Source organism: Bradyrhizobium sp. P2_E8, assembly GCF_056403875.1.
The window spans coordinates 1-1,560 of the sequence record NZ_JBFUES010001366.1 but is presented as its reverse complement, the minus strand read 5'-3'; the positions used below and the strand labels follow the sequence as shown (position 1 = coordinate 1,560).

Below are 1,560 nucleotides of genomic sequence, written 5' to 3'. Positions count from 1 at the left end.
CGTCGACATAGTCGGGGAGATAGACGTAGTGATTGCGGTAGAGATATTCGAGATATTGCGACGACACCCAGCCGCGATCGTCGGAGAAGCTCACGTCGCACCAGGCATTGCCGCGCAGGCAGCCATGGATGTTGACGCGGGCGCCCTCGGGGATGCGATCGACCACGGGGAATCCCGAACCCGGCCCGGCGCGCAAGCCGGTCGAGACGGTTACGATGCCCGGCGCGGCCAGCGCGGCCGTGGGGGCGAGCAGTAATGCTGCAACCAAAATGCTTCTGAGTCTCATGGCGTGTTCCTCCTCTGCGAGTCCGAACGCGCGGGAGGAACGAGCGTTCCTTCTGGAGCAGCCGCATCAGCCGAAAGATTGAATGCGCGCGGAGTTCAGTGTTCATCCGCCGTTCATCTGCACGACGAGCGCAACACCGCGAACGTCAGTTCACCGGCAGCATGAACCCATCGAAGTACGACGCGAGCCCAGTAAAATCGTCGAGCGGCAGCACGTTCGCGACATATTGGTCCGGCCGCACCACGACCATGCAGCCGGCCTGCCGATCGATGCCGCGCATCGTGAAAACGTCGTGGCCGCTCTTGAGGTCCGGACAGAACATCTTTTCGTAGTCGAGCAGGCCGTAGCGGCCTTTGCGCGGGAGCAGCAGCGACGGCATCGCCTCGACGGCGAGCTCGCGGTGATCCTGCTGGAAGACCGCCCGCAGGTCGATCACGGCGTCGACGTCGGCGCCTTCGGAGGTATATCGCCTCACCGGCGATTCCCTGGCCTCGGTGAGAAATTTGCACAGCGCGCGAATGGCAGAGCCGACCGCCGCCGGATTCTCCGCGCCGGAAAATGCATAGATGCGGAAGCGTCCGTCGGCCTGCGCGGCGTGGCCGAGATGAACGGGCTTTGCGTCCGCCAGCCGGATCACCGGCGCGGAATGGAAGCGCTTGCCGATGACGAGGCCTTGCGCGAGGTGCTGATGGGGCGCAGCCCCCGTGAGGATCGACGGCCTGTAATGCGTCGCGGTGCCGGCCGTATAGCGGCCGTGCCGGACGAAATAGTCTTGCGTCCTGGCGGCATCGGCGCCACCTGCCTTGGCGGCAGAGGCCAGAATCCCCGACCATTCGCGGTCGAAGTCGATCAGCTCTTTCGCAACGGCCTGACGCTCCGCCGAATAGGAATGCAGCAGGCTTGGCGCACTCCGCTTGCGGAGCACGGCCGCGAGCTTCCAGCCGAGATTGAAGGCATCCTGCATCGAGACGTTCATGCCCTGCCCCGCCTTCGGGCTGTGGGTGTGGCAGGCATCGCCGGCGATGAAGATGCGCGGCAGGCGGGTCGCGATCTCGGCCTCCGGCACGTCGTCGAACTTGTCGGTCAGGCGCTGGCCGATCTCGTAGACCGACCACCAGGCGATCTCCTTCACCTCAAGCGTATGCGGCTTCAGGATCCGCTGTGCTTTCGCAATCACGTCATCGGCGGTGATGTTGCGGCTCGCGACGCGCTCGCCGACGTCAAGCTTGGCGAGCTCGACATAGATACGCACCATGTAGCCGCCTTCGCGCGGA

General features: G+C 64.7%; 2 protein-coding genes. Both read right to left on the bottom strand.

The window, feature by feature from the left end:
* On the bottom strand, nt 1-286 hold a 286-nt coding region (locus AC1D00_RS40510), incomplete at its 3' end, for an SH3 domain-containing protein (RefSeq protein ID WP_477014560.1).
* 145 nt (nt 287-431) lie between these two features.
* A partial coding sequence (locus AC1D00_RS40505; RefSeq protein WP_477014559.1) for an FAD-dependent monooxygenase occupies nt 432-1,560 on the bottom strand: 1,129 nt, incomplete at its 5' end.